General features: G+C 47.4%; 12 protein-coding genes. 3 read left to right on the top strand and 9 right to left on the bottom strand.

What is annotated here, in order from left to right; all coding sequences use genetic code 11:
• Positions 1–34: 34 nt before the first annotated feature.
• The 6 genes from KPC83_RS02550 to arcA form a co-directional block, all read right to left on the bottom strand.
• Positions 35–1,519, bottom strand: a complete 1,485-nt coding sequence (locus tag KPC83_RS02550) for a DUF1846 domain-containing protein (protein WP_216279004.1) — start codon at positions 1,517–1,519, stop codon at positions 35–37.
• Between the two features lie 132 nt (positions 1,520–1,651).
• On the bottom strand, positions 1,652–2,968 hold the full coding sequence (locus tag KPC83_RS02545; RefSeq protein WP_216279003.1) for a PQQ-binding-like beta-propeller repeat protein: 1,317 nt from the start codon (positions 2,966–2,968) through the stop codon (positions 1,652–1,654).
• Positions 2,969–3,030: 62 nt separating this feature from the next.
• Positions 3,031–3,165 (bottom strand): hypothetical protein, encoded by a 135-nt coding sequence (locus KPC83_RS07235; RefSeq protein ID WP_256441478.1) that lies wholly within the window; start codon positions 3,163–3,165, stop codon positions 3,031–3,033.
• A 319-nt stretch (positions 3,166–3,484) separates the two neighbouring features.
• Positions 3,485–5,086, bottom strand: a complete 1,602-nt coding sequence (locus KPC83_RS02540) for a YfcC family protein (RefSeq protein ID WP_216279002.1) — start codon at positions 5,084–5,086, stop codon at positions 3,485–3,487.
• A 144-nt stretch (positions 5,087–5,230) separates the two neighbouring features.
• Positions 5,231–6,226 carry an ornithine carbamoyltransferase gene (gene argF, locus KPC83_RS02535; RefSeq protein ID WP_216279001.1) on the bottom strand — a complete coding sequence of 332 codons (996 nt, stop codon included), beginning with the start codon at positions 6,224–6,226 and terminating at the stop codon, positions 5,231–5,233.
• Between the two features lie 119 nt (positions 6,227–6,345).
• Entirely contained in the window at positions 6,346–7,587 is a 1,242-nt protein-coding gene (arcA, locus tag KPC83_RS02530; RefSeq protein WP_216279000.1) for an arginine deiminase, read from the bottom strand.
• 637 nt (positions 7,588–8,224) lie between these two features.
• On the opposite strand from arcA, the gene rlmD reads away from it, so the two are divergent.
• From rlmD to KPC83_RS02515, 3 genes are all read left to right on the top strand, one after another.
• On the top strand, positions 8,225–9,541 hold the full coding sequence (gene rlmD / locus KPC83_RS02525) for a 23S rRNA (uracil(1939)-C(5))-methyltransferase RlmD (RefSeq protein WP_216278999.1): 1,317 nt from the start codon (positions 8,225–8,227) through the stop codon (positions 9,539–9,541).
• 310 nt (positions 9,542–9,851) lie between these two features.
• Positions 9,852–11,219, top strand: coding sequence for a PTS transporter subunit EIIC (locus tag KPC83_RS02520; protein ID WP_216279235.1), 1,368 nt, complete (start codon positions 9,852–9,854; stop codon positions 11,217–11,219).
• Positions 11,220–11,233: 14 nt separating this feature from the next.
• Positions 11,234–12,670: a glycoside hydrolase family 1 protein gene (locus KPC83_RS02515; protein WP_216278998.1), complete on the top strand. Its 1,437-nt coding sequence runs from the start codon at positions 11,234–11,236 to the stop codon at positions 12,668–12,670.
• A 252-nt stretch (positions 12,671–12,922) separates the two neighbouring features.
• Here the strand turns inward: KPC83_RS02515 and ettA are convergent, their stop codons facing one another.
• The 3 genes from ettA to KPC83_RS02500 form a co-directional block, all read right to left on the bottom strand.
• On the bottom strand, positions 12,923–14,602 hold the full coding sequence (gene ettA / locus KPC83_RS02510; protein WP_216278997.1) for an energy-dependent translational throttle protein EttA: 1,680 nt from the start codon (positions 14,600–14,602) through the stop codon (positions 12,923–12,925).
• 189 nt (positions 14,603–14,791) lie between these two features.
• On the bottom strand, positions 14,792–15,889 hold the full coding sequence (locus KPC83_RS02505; RefSeq protein WP_216278996.1) for an SIS domain-containing protein: 1,098 nt from the start codon (positions 15,887–15,889) through the stop codon (positions 14,792–14,794).
• A 91-nt stretch (positions 15,890–15,980) separates the two neighbouring features.
• Positions 15,981–16,985 carry an SIS domain-containing protein gene (locus KPC83_RS02500; RefSeq protein WP_253200989.1) on the bottom strand — a complete coding sequence of 335 codons (1,005 nt, stop codon included), beginning with the start codon at positions 16,983–16,985 and terminating at the stop codon, positions 15,981–15,983.
• Positions 16,986–17,041 lie beyond the last annotated feature (56 nt).

Genomic DNA, 17,041 nt, shown 5'->3' with positions numbered 1-17,041 from the left:
GAGGCTTCATGAGCAAATCAAGTGCTCTCACCAACTAAGCTCCGTGGTAGTAGCTATGCTGCTCATATTTTGGTTCACAGCATACGTTGATTCCCAGTTTGCGATAAATCTGCTCATCAGTTGCCGAAATAATGACACTAAAGAATGCGTCACAACCCTTGAGCGCCGAAAGACCGCTAATAACTCTTGCAGCTGTTTCACTTGTTGCACTCGTAATGGATAGCGCAATCAGTGTCTCATCAGAGTGCAGGCGATGATTACGACTGCTGAGCTGCTCGGTTTTTAGCCGGCAAATAGGGTTAATAGCTGTGTCATCAATAACGTTTTTCTCAGCATCAACACCAGTTAGCGCTTTTAAGGCGTTCATTAAAAGTGAACTTGCAGCCCCTAAGCGCTCTGAGGTCTTTCCGGTGATAACCGTACCATCAGGCAACATAAGCGCACCAGCAGGACCTGCAGTCTCTTCTTCGCGTGCCAAGGCGGCTGCGCGTGTGGGAAGATAGTTTTTATCAACCCCAGCTTTTTGCATAATTGCTTGTAAGCGGCTGACCTGCTCTTCACCCGAACCCGTTCGTTTAACCGCCACGCTATGCGTAAAATAGCGGCGCACAATCTCACGTGATGCAGCCTGGCGACAGATCTCATCATCTGAAATGGCAAAGCCCACCATATTGACACCCATGTCGGTTGGGCTTAAATATGGACTCTCCCCCATGATTTTTTCCATGAGCGCCTTAACCACCGGAAATGCCTCAACATCACGATTGTAGTTAACCGTTGTTTTACCGTAAGCGTCTAAGTGAAAAGAGTCGATAATGTTTGCGTCGTCCAAATCAACCGTCGCCGCCTCATACGAGATATTGACCGGATGCGAAAGCGGCAAATTCCAAACTGGGAAGGTTTCAAATTTTGCGTAACCTGCGTCTACGCCACGCTGATGCTCGTGATACACCTGCGAAAGACAGGTTGCGAGCTTGCCCGAACCAGGACCTGGAGCCGTTACCACAACAAGCGGGCGCGTAGTCTCAACAAACTCGTTTTTACCATAACCATCCTCAGACACAATTAAGTCGATGTCATGCGGATAGCCAACAATGGGATAGTGCAGCTTGCACGGAATGCCTAGCATTTCAAGGCGACGACGGAAGGCATCGGCGTCAGGTTGCCCAGAGTATTGGGTGATAACCACACCGGCAATAACAAAGCCATTATCTAAAAACATATCAGCCAAGCGCAAAACATCTTCATCGTAGGTAATGCCAAGGTCACCGCGCGCCTTGCTTTTCTCAATATGATTAGCGTTGATACTAAAAATAATCTCTACATCATCAACAAGGGTTTTTAGCATACGAAACTTAGTATCGGGCTCAAAGCCGGGAAGCACGCGGCTTGCATGATAGTCATCGAGAAGCTTGCCACCAAACTCAAGATAGAGCTTGCCACCAAATTGCGCAATGCGCTCTTTAATACGGGACGCTTGCAAGCTTACATACTTCTCGTTATCAAATCCAGCGTGCATCAATTAAGCTCCTCTCGCCACCCATGCGGCTTATGCGTATCCGTAACCGTTCGATTATATAGAAGGAGCAAACGTATAGGGCTTTATCTTAAAGGCAACACATTGCAAAGCGCGAGACAAAGCGTGAAACGCTTAGCTCACAGGAATTGAATAGAGCCACTGGTCTTGATGAGTGCCACCAACAGCATACAAGCGTCCATCATGAATAAGAAGTGGCTGATCCCATACATCTTTTCGTTTATGAGGATCATCAGCAAGGTGCTCTGCTACCAAGTGTGCCTTATCGTTATTGCGTATCACATACAAACCATCGCGACCCACAAAATACAAACGTTCGCCCACTGCCACCGGTGTTGTTTCTAACTCATGTATCTCAACATAATTCCTAAGCTCAAGACTCTCGGGATCAAGAAGTGCCACACGACCACGCTTATGACTGCGCTCCGCATCCTTGTATCCATCTAACGACGCCGTGGGAACCGCTGCAAGCAGTGTCTCACCTATACATACCGGACGGGCACCGCTTGGCAAAACTCCGTCAAGCACACCGTCAAGTTCTTGCGCTTGCAGATGAAAACCAGATGAATCAACAGTGAGCTTATATACGGTACCTCGACGACTTTGGAAATACCACTGTTTTTGTTCTACATGCTCCGTAAATCCCATATAAACAAGGTCATCGATTATAAGTGTTTCTTGTTGCTCACCTGTTTGAGCATCAAACACCAAAATGCCAGGAGCCTGAGGTTTGGGCAACAAAATATATCCAGCCGCATATATGGGATAGCCGCTATTGCCTGCATCTGAAATATAGCCTTCGATCTGCTGTTGCCACAAAACCGTACCAGTTTGTGCAGAAAGAGCAACAAGATGAGAGATGGGACTAGTTTGATAGCTCGAACATGCTAGATACACCACTCTATCATGAACCAACAAATCAGTAAAATACCAATCAACGTCACGAGAATCATGGACAACGCGGGTTTGTGAGCTACTGGGATTGAGAACTTTCCAGAGCACCTGACAATCATGTGCAAGGTCAAGCGCATATATATAACCGCGTGAGCATGTAAGATATGCCACATCGGCCGCACAGTTCAACACACCTGCTACACCCACCTGCTCGTAATCATCAAACTGAACCACGTGTAAAACATTTCCGGTGGCGTGATCAATTGTTACTAAGCTTGCAGCAGCTGCAATAAGTACCTTATCCTGATATATAACTGGATTTGTGGTAGTAGCAAATTGTTTTGTTTCTACCGCATAGGGATATTTCACCTTTCCAGGGCCTGCAGAGTTATGGATAACACAGGTTTTCCAACTGGAGTTTGCCGATTGCCGCTCTTCGCTCTCGCGTACAAAAGCACTTCCACTCTCAGTGCGTTCGTGCGCACAAGCACTCAGACCCAAAAGCGAACTCGCTGCAAATAGAGTCGCAGCACACATCGAGCGCCTACTAAAAAGTATTTGCTCAGATTGGGTATATATGCGGCTCATGGTTACCTCGCTTACATCACTTCATCTGCAAAAGCATATTCAACGGGAAGTTTATCGACCACCGTTTTAAAATCTTCTCCTAAAACATCAACATAAATTGTTCCTTGATTCTTCAAAATGAAAGATGCAGCTTCATCTTGAGACATATCTTCCGTAGCATCTAATGTTTAACGTAGAAAGCCGCTTCATGACTCCTCCAATTCAATCAATACACTATGCCTAAAAGACAGCTTAAAATGTATCAAAAACTCCTGAGTAATCTTCAATTTGTATTAGCGTATCGGTAAATGGTATCTTTTTCGCGATAAACGGTTTAATACAGGCTTTTAATTCACTTTTTTAATTTAAATGATTACTAGATACGAGTGTAGAACAAAAATGCCCTCCCCCGTGCACGGAACGAGAGAGGGCAAAGAGGCTGTCCGCACCGGATGCGCGCCGGCGGGACGCAGGATGAAATCCTACTTATGCAGCAGCAATCACCATCATGGCAATCGTCAAAATGACGACAGAGGCAATTGCGATGCAGGCAATAATCTTGAGTGCAAACTTAAGCCAGGTAGTCCACTCAATACGAGCAAGCGCAAGGCCGCCCATAATTGCACCAGAGGTTGGAGTGAAGAGGTTCACCGCACCAGAGGCTGCCGAGAAAATCATAACCATAACCTCGGGCGAGAAACCAAGCTTGGTGGCCAAAGGACCCATGATAGGCATGGATACCGTAGCCATACCAGAAGTTGATGGAATGAGGAAGCTCAGCAAGAAGTACACCACATAGCTCATAGGAGCAAAGACAATGCCAGAAAGACCTGAGAGTGCATCTGCGGCACTTTCCAAAACAAACTGGTCAAGACCGGTGGAAGCCATGAGTACAGAAACACCGCGTGCCAAAGCGATAATTAGCACAACACTCATCATGTCAGCTGCACCAGCAATGAAGGTGTTAACAATCTGCTTCTCAGACAGACCACCCACAATACCAATCACAATGGCCATAATAAAGAACCACGTGGAGGCCTCATCAAAGTACCAGGTACCCAGCGGATTACCAGTAATGTAGGAGCTCCAGCCCAGTGAGGTGGTCTCATCAGCTGTAGCGGTGGCTACAGTCTCATCAGCCAGCTTCTCATCAGCAAATGAAAGCGTGGAATCTGTCTTTTTCTCATAAACTTTTTGCAGGTCTGCACCGGTTACCTCTGTTGTTACCTCTTGTGATGCGTGGCCAGCATTGAAGAAGTCAGCAGCACCTTTGCTCAAATCGCCCAGCGGAATAAAGCCAACAATCATCACTACGAAAGTAAGAACAAAGACCCAAAGAACGCCCTTCTGACGACCAGTCAAAGAAACGTCCTTAGTTGCCTCAGCAGCAGCTTGACCGTGAGCCTCCTCGGCATCCTTTTGCTCTTGAAGCGACAGAATGGTTGAACCCTTATCAGCCTTAACCTTCTTGGCGTAGCTCATAACAAAGAAAATTGCGATGAGCAAAGATACAACGGTCAAAATTGCACCCAGAACAATAATGATGCCCTGATTGACAACAATGCCCTTAGAACTTAGTGCATCAACGGCAGCGCCCACAGCAAAGGGGTTAACCGTAGAACCCAAGCAGCCAACGCCTGCACCCAGCAAAACGGTAGCAGCACCAACCATGGGGTCAAAGCCAGCAGCCATCATAGTGGCAGCAAGCAGTGCATAAAATGGTACTGTCTCCTCGCACATACCATAGGTTGAACCACCCAAAGCAAACAAAGACATCAAAATAGGAATCATGATGATTTCGTTGCCCTTGAGCTTTTTCACGAGTACGGCAATGCCGTTATCTAGGGCACCAGTCTCGGTCATCATGCCGAGGAAGCCGCCCAAGATGAGCACGAAGAGGCACACCGGCAATGCATCTGAAAAGCCCTTAACCGGTGCCGTGAAGAAGTCAGGGAAGCTTGCAGCTGTGACTTCACCAGGCGCCATACCCGAAACGATTACAGTAATGATGGCAACAAGTGCCAACAGGATGAGAAGAATAGTGAACGACGACAGCATTCCACGCTTTTTCTTAGTGGTTTCTGACATGGTTCTCATCCTCCCTTCTTTGTCTTAGTCCCCACCTACAGCCCTAAATCCGTGCATACCTATAGGAATGACAGATGAGGAAAGGTACCAAATAAAAGCGTACCAAAAAGAGCGCCGGGCAGGGCGCTCTCTTCATTTTGAAACTTATTTTAGCGTTGCGTACATAACAGCCTTGATGGTGTGCATGCGGTTCTCTGCCTCATCAAAGACCTTGGACTGCTTGGACTCGAAGACAACGTCCTCAACTTCCATCTCAGTAACGCCAAACTTCTCAGCAATGTCTTTGCCGGTAGTGGTGTTGGTGTCATGGAATGCAGGCAGGCAGTGCAGGAAGATAGCCTCAGAATCAGCGAGAGCCATAAGCTCCTTGGTAACGCGATAGGGCTCGAGAAGCTTGATGCGCTCGGTCCATACCTCGTCAGGCTCACCCATGGATACCCAAACGTCGGTGTAGATGACGTGTGCACCGCGGCATGCGGCTTCGGTGTCCTCGGTAAGGGTAATGGTGCAGCCATTCTCCTCAGCAATCGGCTTGCAAGCCTCGATAACATCGTCAGCCGGCATGCACTCCTTTGGACCGCAGGCCACAAAGTTCATACCAAGCTTGGCGCATACAACCATAAGGGAACGAGCAACGTTATTCTTTGCATCGCCCATAAATACCAAGGTCTTACCCTTGATGTTGTAGTTGAAGTTCTCCTGAACAGTCAAAATGTCAGCAAGCATCTGAGTGGGATGCCACAGGTCGGTCAAGCCGTTCCAAACAGGAACACCTGCCTTATCAGCAAGTTCATCTACGTCTTCCTGATCGAAGCCGCGGAACTCAATACCATCATACATGCGACCCAAAACGCGAGCAGTGTCCTCAATGGACTCCTTCTTGCCCATCTGTGATGAACCGGGGTCAAGATAGGTTACACCCATGCCGAGGTCCATGCCGCCAACCTCAAACGCGCAGCGTGTGCGGGTTGAAGTCTTTTGGAACAGCAGAACAATATTTTTGCCCTCAAGATAGCGATGAGGGGTGCCCGTGCGCTTCAAATTCTTAAAGTCACGCGAGAGATTCAGCAAATACTCAATCTCCTCGGTGGAGAAGTCGAGCAGTCTCAAAAAACTACGGCCTGAGAGATTTACACCCATGTTTGTTCCTTTCACATAAGGTTTCCGTGCATACGAGCTTTACAGCTCAAAGGGGCACACACGCCCCTCAAGGGTAAGACGGCACACCACACAGAGTGCGCCGTCTATACCAGTTTAACTTAGAGGTCCTCACGCCAGAACGGCATGCTCATGCAGCGCGGGCCACCACGACCGCGTGAGAGTTCGGCGGACGGACAAACGAGCAGTTCAAGACCTTCTTTGTACAGAACGTCATTGGTAACGGTGTTGCGTGCATAGACGCAAATCTTACCAGGCGCAACAGCCAAGGTGTTGGAGCCGTCGTTCCACTGCTCGCGTGCAGCTGCGATAGGATCGCCACCACCGCATGGAATAAGCTTAATCTGATCAACGCCCGTAGCGTCTTCAAGGATGTGCTCAAGAGTATCGTTGAGTTCTTTAATCTGAATGTCACCAGCGGTCTTGCCCGGCGTGAGTTCAAAGACTTGCAGGGTACCCATGATTGCTGGATGAATGGTGAACTTATCAACATCAATCTGAGTAAAGACGGTGTCGAGGTGCATCATTGCGCGGTTGTTTGGAATGTTAAACGCAAGGATGCGCTCAATCTTGGAGTCAGAGTTCCAGAAGATGTTTTGAGCCATGACATCAATTGCAGCAGCTTGCGTGCGCTGAGAAATACCAACGGCGAGCGTCTTCTCATTGATATTGAGCACGTCTCCACCCTCGGTGTGGAAGGCAGCGTCACGACGGAAGTAAAGGGATACATCCTTGTAATCAGGGTGATACTTGAAGATGTACTTGCCGTAGAGCGTCTCACGGTTACGGGTTACCGAATACATACGGTTCAAGCAAACGCCATTGCCAACTACAGCAAACGGGTCACGCGTGAAGTAGAGGTTAGGCATTGGATCGATAATGAGGTCAGACTCGCTCTCAGAGTTAACAATGGAGTCAAGGGTCTGAGAAGAAACAAGCGGCATATCAATCTCAGCCTTGGTAAGGCCAGCCATGGTCTTCATGACAAACTCGTAGTTGTCCGTAATGGACTCAAGCTTCTCACGAACAACCTGAGGCATAAGCTGGCCCTTGATACCAGCCTCTGCGATGTACTGGTCAAGGAACTCTGCGCGAGCACCCGGAACCGTATCAAAGACCTCAGCAACGAGCTTCTCAAGGTAAACTACCTCAACGCCCTCACCACGCAAAATGTTGGCAAATGCGTCGTGCTCTTCCTGAGCTACCTCAAGGAAGGGTACGTCGTCAAACAGCAAGCGCTCAAGCTCAAAGGGGGGAAGATTGAGCAGCTCCTCGCCTGGACGGTGTAGACAGACCTTCTTGAGTGCCCCAATTTCTGATGGGACGTGCAAACCTTTGGTCATAGCCTCCTACCTTTCTTTCTCAAATCGGGAATTCTGACCCCGAATGAAAACCTTGACTCTTCTCAAGAGTCATTTAGGACATCTATAGTTATATACAATTTTCAAGAAAAAATGTACGAGACGGGTAAACGGTATGAAAACAGAGGGGAACGGTAGTTTTGTAATAAGTTTGAAGAAGCTTACTTCAATGTAATAAAGCGTTTACATGTACTTTTTTATATTTTTGGCTCTTTCTTAATTTTGAAATTCATAGAATCTCTATACATAAATGAATGGATTTAATAACTTTTTGTATAAAACCACAAATTTCTCTCTGGCATATTGGGTGTGATTTTATGCACAATATTATAATTTTTATGCATATATAGCCCAATATAATTCTTGGATAGGTGTGGATAATCTTGTATTTCCCCTGCTGTGGTAAAGATAAATTCGTAAGGTTTTCCCATCTTATGCAGAACTTTTGCACTTGGCTGTTTAATCTATCAGTAACACGTATAGGACGTTTGTTTTATCCTTATCTGTATACTGATGATAGTTCTATTCAAATTCACATATAGTGTTGAAGAGCATGCGCAACATGAGAAACTACATACCGCTACACTAGCTATAACGATTACAACCCCGAAGGAGCGATATGCAGCTTTCCATTGAATCTATGGTATATGGACCTGAAGGCTTAGCACATATGCCCGACGGAAAAGCTGTCTTTGTAATGAGGGGCTTAATTGGCGACACCGTAGACGTACATCTACTTGAGGATGGGCCGCGGTTTGCCCGTGCCGAAGTGCGTGAGATTCTCGAACCATCACCTTATCGTGTTTCGGCGTGTGCTCCTGAAATCCTACTGTGTGGAGGCGCACCGTGGGGCTGTTTGAGCCGCTCGGCGCAGCATGCGGCAAAGCGTAATAACCTAATAAGCACTTTGACCCGTATTGGAGCCTTTTCGCCTGATTGGGTTAATGCGCGCCTGCAGCCCATTAAATTCGCAAAAGATGCATGGGGCTACCGCAATAAAATCGAACTCTCCCCTACCACAATAGGCGGGAAGCTCAAATTGGGCATGCATGCAATCAACTCACCAGAGATTATTCCTATAAACAGCTGGCCCTTGTTTGAAGCCTCGGCAGCAAAATCTGTCAAGGCAGTTGTAGGAGCGCTTCAATATTTGGGTAACTCCCGAGACTTGCAGCTTGAGCGGGTAGGCATTCGTGCATCACGGCGCACCAAAGCCTTAGAGATTGCCTTATGGACACCTACCGGAGCGTTTCCGAGAGCGCAAGTTGCACGCGTGTTGTCTGACGCAGTACGAACAACAAGTATTGTTCGCGTTATGAGTAAAGGAGAAAACAAAGCGCGGCGAGTACAAGGTGTAGAAGCGCTGAGCGGAGAGGGTTCTTGGACAGAGCGTATTGGCTCTGAAACGATGCGTCTATCAGCACCATCGTTTTTTCAGGTCAACACAGCTGCCGCTGAGATTCTTATAGACACCGTCATGGACGGACTTAAGGTTCAGCCTCATGAAACCGCTCTTGACCTGTATTGCGGAGCGGGAACATTCACACTCCCCCTTGCACGACGCGCAGAATTTGTAGCAGCTGTTGAAGCCTACGGTCCAGCCGTGCGCGATTTGAGGCGCAATCTTGAGATAGCAAAACTTGATAACGTAGATGTTATTGGCGGCGATGCCGTACGCGAGTTTCCTGATGAAGAAGCGGATGTTTTGGTAGTTGATCCGCCCCGCGCCGGTCTAAAGCCTGAGGCTATTAAACTCATTGCCCGCAGCGGCGCCCGTGCTTTTACCTATGTTTCTTGTGACCCAGCAACACTAGCTCGCGACCTGCGCCGCATTGAGGACGAGGGCACCTATACCGTTGAGTCCATCACACCTGTTGATTTATTTCCGCAGACCTATCACATCGAAACGGCGGTCTTTCTTTCACGCAAGGAGTAGTATCCAGCTTATTCTGCGCTACGCACAGCATCTATCGTACAAAATGCTTGAAAGCGCATCGCAACGCAGGTCTCCACTCTTAACCAAATACATGACAAGACACACCTTACGCTACCTAATTTTAAGAAGTATAAAAAGGAATCCATCTTGCATAAAACAGTTCTGCATATTGATGGAGTCATCGGTCGTATACAGGTAGGTACCAGTACGTTTCTTCAAAATTAACTGATGTAACCTGAACTTTACTCAGAATTATTTGTTCATACAATAAGCCTGTATCTATAAATCCGCTCACACGGAGGTGTATGCGATGGCAAAAGACTTTAAGAAAATAGCCGATACCATTGTTGAGGCTGTCGGTGGAGAAGAGAACGTCTCTTATCTAAACCACTGTACGACAAGACTTCGGTTTGTTTTAAAAGATGACAGCATTCCAAATGATGATGATGTCGCTAACATTGATGGTGTTTTGCAAGTGCTTCGCAGCGGTGGTCAATACCAAGTGGTTATTGGAAATGATGTTGAGCATGTTTTTAATGAAATTCATATAAAAAATGACCCAGGAGCACAATCGAGCACCCAGGCAGAATCCACCACAAAAGAGCCTATTATCAGTCGCATATTTGGGTTTGTTGCAGCATCAATGTCTCCCTTAATGCCAGCAATGCTGGGCGGAGGAATGATTAAGGTTATTATGACCTTGCTCACAACCTTTGGACTTATTAACCCCTCCGATAGTACGGCGGTTATTCTTGCGGCAGCAGGCGATGTATTCTTCTACTTCTTGCCGGTATTCTTAGCCATTTCTGCTTCTCAATACTTGGGCAACAATCCGTATATCACCATGATTGTTGCTGGCTTGCTCATCCACCCCAACTTAGTTGGACTGTTTGCAGAGGGAAATACCACGTTTTTTGGCCTGCCGGTAACTGCGGTCACATACAGCTCTTCTGTTCTGCCCATACTCTTAATGGTGCCCATTATGTATTATCTTGAGCGCTTTGCAGATAAGGTAAGTCCAACAGTACTCAAATCCTTTATGAAGCCCATGATTGTTATTTTTATAGCCATCCCCATTGCACTTGTTGCGGTAGGTCCTATCGGTTCTATTTTGGGAAATTATTTATCAATGGGAGTTAACTACCTCTACAGTCAGGCTGGTTGGTTAACCATTACCCTGCTTTCTATATTTATGCCCTTCATTGTTATGACAGGCATGCATTGGGCGTTGGTTCCTATTGCAACCATTTCTTTAGCAGAACTCGGCTACGATTCAATCCTGATTATTACGATGTTTGCCTATAACGTAGCAATCGGCGCTGCAACCTTAGCGGTTGCATTCAAAAACAAAGACAAAAATGTTAAATCGGAGGCAGTGGCCTCAGGCATTTCTGCTGTTGTTGCAGGTGTAACCGAGCCAGCCCTCTACGGTGTAGCTATGAAATCTCGCCAGGTACTCTACGCTGGTATGATTGGCGCAGGCGCGTCAGGTCTTTATGCAGGAATAGTTCATCTTGCTGCCTACAGCATGGGCACGTCTCCATCTGCTTTGTCTCTCTTGCAAATGATTGGTGGAGAGGGTAACGCCAATTTCATTAACGGCGTTGTAGCACTCGTTATTGCAATTGTTGTTGGATTTGTTGCAAGCTTCATACTGTATAAACCCGAAGAAAAATAGGAAGGTTCTAACTGATGTCAGCTTTTAAAGACAACTTTTTATGGGGCGGCGCTACCGCTGCTAATCAATTTGAAGGCGCATGGGATGTAGACGGGAAAGGTCCATCGGTGCCCGATATGTGCACCAACGGTACCGTTGATTCTCCTAAGCGCATTACCACGAGCATTAAAGAAAACACGCTGTATCCAAGCCATGAGGCTATTGATTTTTACCATCGATATGAAGAGGATATTGCCCTATTTGCCGAGATGGGTTTTAAGACCTTTCGCATGTCTATCAACTGGACTCGAATTTTTCCAACAGGTGAAGAAGATACACCAAATGAGAAGGGTCTCGAGTTCTACGACCGCGTTTTTGATTGCCTGCAAAAGCATAATATCGAGCCACTTGTAACTATTTCGCACTACGAGCTCCCCTATGCGCTGGTAGAAAAATATAACGGCTGGGCATCGCGTAAGTTGGTTGCTCTGTTTGAAACGTACTGCCACGTTATCTTTGAACGCTACAAAGACAAGGTAACGTATTGGCTCACCTTTAACGAAATCAACTCAAGCGTTATGCCTATGGGTGCTGTTCTTAATGCTGGCACGGTACAGGGCTTTGAGGGACGCGTTACAGAAGTTCCTGATAATAAGCAGGAGCGTTTCCAGGCGCTTCATCATATGTTCTTAGCATCAGCTAAGGTAGTCAAATATGCTCACGATCACTACCCGAACTTTGTCATGGGCAATATGTCACTTTTTGCCACATCCTATCCGCTGACGCCAGCGCCTGAGGATATTGTTGCAAACCAGCAAAATATGAATATGCATAACTGGTTCTGCTCCGACGTTCAGGTTCGGGGAGCATATCCGTTTTATGCAAAACGTTACTTTGAGGAGCATGGTATTAAGCTCGATATTCATGAGGGAGATTTGGATATTCTCAAGGCTGGTACCGTTGATTTGTATACGTTTAGCTATTACATGAGCAACTGCATCACTGTTAAAGAAGGCGTAGAAACTGCAGGTGGAAACCTTCTAGGCGGCTATGCTAATCCCTATCTAAAAGCTTCTGACTGGGGATGGCAAATTGACCCCGTTGGACTTCGCTACAGTCTGAACGAGATTTATGCACGTTACGGATTGCCAATCATGGTTGTAGAAAATGGCCTTGGAGCATATGACACTGTTGAAGCTGATGGCAGCATCCATGATGACTATCGCATTGATTATCTCCGCAGCCATATTGAGCAAATGGAAGAGGCGGTTAAAGACGGTGTTGATTTGATTGGCTATACACCATGGGGCTGCATCGATTTGGTCAGTGCATCAACAGGTGAGATGGCTAAGCGTTACGGTTTTATCTACGTGAATAAATTCGACGACGGAACCGGTGATTTATCGCGTCAGAGAAAAGACTCATTCTATTGGTATCAAAAGGTCATTGAGACTAATGGTGAGGTAAGGTAGTTATACCAGTACCTGCTATTCGCTTGTGTCTGAGCAATAGTTGGCGCGTGTTTTCTATCATCACGTTAGAAGCTTTACGATAGGGCTTTTGCGGCTTTGTCTGTTAAACCCAGCATACACAATAGTGCTATGCTGGGTTTCTTATGCGTAATACGCTAGGCAAATGGTTGCGTAAATCTGCTCGCGCATGCAGCTAAGCTATATCATTCACGGTGGCTTGACACGAGAATATGCACCAAGCCACCGCCTATACTAGTCGCGGGTTAACTTGCGGCGAATACGACGTGGACGAGCGGCATCTTCACCGAGACGCGCAATACGGTTTTCCTGATACGCCTCAAAGTTGCCTTCAAACCAATACCAGATACCCGGATTCTCCTCGGTTCCTTCCCAAGCCAGAATATGAGTGGCAACACGGTCTAAAAACATGCGATCGTGGCTAATAACAAGCGAGCAGCCTGGGAACTCAAGCAAGGCGCCCTCAAGTGAAGACAGGGTCTCAACATCCAAATCGTTGGTGGGCTCGTCTAACAACAGCAAGTTGCCGCCCTGTTTTAAGGTAAGCGCCAGATTAAGACGATTACGCTCACCACCCGAGAGTACGCCTGCGCGTTTCTGCTGGTCAGAACCCTTAAAGCCAAAACTCGCTACATAGGCACGGCTGGAAACCTCACTCTCTCCTACCTGCATGACGTCCAAACCGTCCGAAACCACTTCCCAAAGCGTTTTATCAGCGTCAATACCTGAGCGGTTTTGATCAACGTAAGAAAGCGTTACGGTTTCACCAAGCTCAAGCTCACCTGAACTGAGCGGCTCAAGCCCAACAATGGTCTTAAATAGCGTGGTCTTTCCCACACCATTAGGTCCAATGATGCCTACAATGCCAGCACGCGGCAACGTGAACGATAAATCATCAATGAGCACCCGCCCATCAAATTCTTTATGCACATGTCGTGCCTCAAGCACCTTTGCACCTAGACGAGGACCCACCGGAATGCGAATAGCACTCGTCTCTACGCGCTGACTTGCACGAGCTTCAGCTTCCATCTGTTCATAGCGCGCTAAACGTGCCTTATTCTTCGCTTGGCGAGCCTTGGGGCTCGAACGCACCCAATCCAACTCGTCTGCCAAACGTTTTGCCAGACGCTCATCGCGTTGTCCTTGCGCCGCTAAACGAGCTGCCTTGGTATCAAGATAGGTTGAATAGTTACCCTTATACGGATAGAGATGCCCACGGTCAACCTCGCAAATCCACTCAGCAACATGGTCTAAGAAATACCGATCATGCGTCACCGCAAGTACTGCACCAGGATAGTTTTTGAGGAAGTGTTCAAGCCAAAGTACGCTTTCTGCGTCTAAATGGTTGGTTGGCTCGTCAAGCAGCAATAAATCAGGGGCTTCAAGCAACAGCCGACAAAGCGCCACACGACGGCGCTCGCCGCCTGAAAGCACTGATACCAACATATCAGAGTCGGGGAGCTGCAAAGCATCCATAGCAACTGAAAGCTTAGAATCAATATCCCAGCCGTCAGCTGCATCAATCTCGTCTTGTAATATGCCCATTTCATTCATCAGCGCATCAAAATCGGCATCAGGCTCAGCCATAAGGTTGCCAATTTCATTAAAACGCTCAACCTTTGCCATGAGCTCACCAAAGGCCATGCGTACATTTTCTAGCACGGTTGCATCTTCTTTTAGCGGTGGCTCTTGTTGAAGAATACCAACGGTATAGCCAGGTGTCAGGCGTGCATCCCCATTTGAAACCTCTTCAATGCCCGCCATGATTTTGAGCAGGGTTGATTTTCCCATGCCGTTAGGGCCAACAACACCAATTTTGGCACCGGGGTAAAAGCTCAAGGTCACATCATCGAGAATAACCTTATCGCCATGAGCCTTACGCGCCTGATACATTTGGTAGATAAACTCTGCCATGTATACTCCTCAATACAGATATCCAAAAAACGTATGCCATCATCGTCGCAGATTACACTACACTGCGTCTATACGCCTCTACAATCTGCACCTGAAATGCAAGCTTCGCCAATCTATATAAGCTCTCGCGCAACTGCCGTGCAAACAAAAGGCACACCCGCAGGACTAAGCTTCTCGCTCAAAACACATCTAATCATCCATGTCAAAATTGATAAAGTGCTCTGTTTTTGCTGCTGCTACCTTCTTAAATTTGCGCAGAAGCGGATGTTGTAAGGTGCCGCCTCGCGCCTCACTCACCCGATAACTCAACACCTGAACAAAGGGCAAATATACGAGCGAGGCACAGCGAGCATCAAAGCTCAAAGGCGCCACCAACACCTGTGTATGCCCAGCAAGCTCTCTATGAGGGGTCAAAAGGTAGGCGTACTTGGTAACCTCAGAACTTGCTTGCCAAATCTGTGTAACCCGCTTGGAACTTGTATCGCCTGGGTCAAAAAATAAGCAGTGGTAGCTTGGTATAAGCTGCAAATTGGGTCCATGAATAAACTCTTCAAGCTCAAAGCTTGGGCTAGGAACATGTACGGTCTCACCAATTTTAAGCGCTCCTTCAAGTGCAACACCCCACGTGGGGCCTGCCCCCATCACATAAGCTACCTGCATATTTGTTAACTCTAAAAGGTGCGCATCAACAAAATCATAGCTCGACAAACGAAGCACATCTGCTACCTCAAGCGCTTGATAAATATCTGCTAAGCGCTCATCTTGATGAGCCAACACAGCTGCAAAACTCATAAGATAGACGCTTAACAAACACACGCCCTTAGTTACATAGCCCACCAGCTCTTCGCCAGCACCGTAGTCGATAACGGTCTTTGCATGACGCATAACATCTGCCTGCGGGTTTGCCGTGATGCACAGCGTTGGTAACCCGGCTTGTGCAAGTGCATCAAGCGCCTCAAGGGCATTTGTTGAAAGCCCGCTTTGTGACAGCACGAGTATCAACTCATCATCACGAGCTGTATTGCGCCAAGAAAGCTCATAGTGTACAAAGCTAAACGGTGGTATTACCCTCAGCTCATAGTTAGGCAGACAGGCTTGCATGAAGGGCAGCGCAATCTGGGCAGCGTTATACGACGACCCTGAGGCCACGATGCAAATACGCCGTAGTTGCTTGGTGCAACATGCAAGCAGCGGCTCCAATAGCTCTGGCATACGGTGCAAATTGTTATACGCAAGCTCTATTGATGCATCAATATAGTCACCCATGGTGAAGCGTTCGGTGTCCAAGACCTAAATTCCCTTCTAACAAAAACCCTGCCCGCATAGCTGCTGACAGGGTCAAGTTATCTAGCCCATACGTGCAATATCAACAGCTACCCTAGTAGGGCAAACAGCGATAATACCGGCGAATGTCCATAGGATGGCGTGTAGCAATCTCTAAATGCGCGTCGATGCGGTCATTGATTGCATGCATAACCAAATGAGAAATATCACCGCGAAACTCATCCGAAATACCCGCAAGCTCATAATCACGGGTGTCAATAACGGTAAGGTTTGCACAGATGCGCGGTACAAAGGCAGCTACGCGCTCAGCAAGCGCACGCTGACTATCCTCCCCTATATAGAGCGTCACAGGTGTATCACGGGTAATAATCTCTAAGGTACCGTGGAAAAACTCGGCTGCAGTGATACTTTTGGTCTTAATCCAAAACTGCTCTTCCCAGTAGCACATAGCATAGGAATATGTTGCACCCCACTGATTACCCGCACCAATAAAATAATGCAGGTCATCATCTGCGTGTGCAGTAGCAAACTTGGCAGCAAATGCATCAGCAGCATATTCAACCTTGATAAGTGCATCAGCCAAATGCTCATCAAGCTCAGCATATAGGGCAGCGTAGTGGTCAATTTCGCCCGCGTGAGCCATAAAGCGATCAGCCACCATAAAGAATTTCAGCTGCTCTCCCCCATCAAAGGTGATACACGTGTCAACTAGGCGAGCAAGCTCTGAATCGGCCTTATCTATAAAGCCAAGTATGTAAGCGCCACAGCTTTTAACCTTATGAATGGCTTCAATGACCTCAGGTGTTGACCCTGTAACCGACGAAATAACAACCACCGTCTGAGCATTCAGGCGGCGGTTGCCCGTTGCAACAAACTCAGCCGCATTTTCTGCCCATGTCTCGAGTGCAGAGTGTTCTTTCATGTGTACAACAACCTGAAGCGCACTTGCCCAGGTGCCGCCAATACCCAGCCAACAGATGTTGCTATAACCTCGCTCTACCAGCCTATCAACACATGCTTCAATCTGTGGCCGCAGCGCCAATACGCCTTTGTAGCCCGCACGCTTTTTCGCCTCATCAAACAACATTAATTCACTCACGAAAAGAGTCCTTTCACCTGTATATAATCTCATTTCAGATGCCGCGACAATGTATC

It is taken from the genome of Collinsella sp. zg1085 (assembly GCF_018889955.1).
Classification (GTDB): domain Bacteria; phylum Actinomycetota; class Coriobacteriia; order Coriobacteriales; family Coriobacteriaceae; genus Collinsella.
This window is presented reverse-complemented; position numbering and strand designations above follow the sequence as displayed.